This is a genomic window from Aminobacter sp. P4_D5 (assembly GCF_056401815.1).
The window spans coordinates 1-586 of the sequence record NZ_JBFUIP010001080.1; the positions used below are offsets into that span (position 1 = coordinate 1).

Annotated in this window: 1 protein-coding gene; it reads right to left on the reverse strand. The window is 64.7% G+C overall.

Going from position 1 to position 586, the window contains the following annotated elements:
* Positions 1-586 (reverse strand): branched-chain amino acid ABC transporter permease (locus AC1DWF_RS36765; RefSeq protein ID WP_476843359.1); only part of this gene is annotated, 586 nt, incomplete at both ends.

Below are 586 nucleotides of genomic sequence, written 5' to 3' on the forward strand. Positions count from 1 at the left end.
ATGATGAGGTTCGAGCCCATCTGCGGGTTCACCGAGTAGATCGGCGCCGCCAGCACGCCTGCGAAGGCGGCCAGCGCCACGCCGGCGCCGTAGGTCAGGGTCATGAGCCGCGGCACATTGATGCCGAAGGCCTGGACGAGCGCCGCGTTCTCGGTGGAGGCGCGCAGGTAGCTGCCGATCTTGGTCTTCTCGATGACGAGCCAGGTGGCCAGGCACATCACGGCCGCGACGACGACGACCCAGCCGCGATAGACCGGCATGAACATGAAGCCCAGATCCCAGGCGCCGGAGAGTTGCGGCGGGATGCGGTAGGGCAGGCCCGAGCTTCCATATTGGTTGCGGAACACGCCCTCGATGATGAGGCCGAGGCCGAAGGTCAGCAGCAGGCCGTAGAGATGGTCGAGCTTGTACAATCGCGCGATCATCGTGCGTTCGAGCAGCACACCGAAGATTCCCACGAGGAGGGGCGCCAGGACCAGCGCCCACCAGTAGTTGAGCCCCGCATATTCGAGCAGCATCCAGGCGACGAAGGCGCCCATCATGAACTGCGCGCCATGCGCGAAGTTGATGACGTTCAGCATGCCGA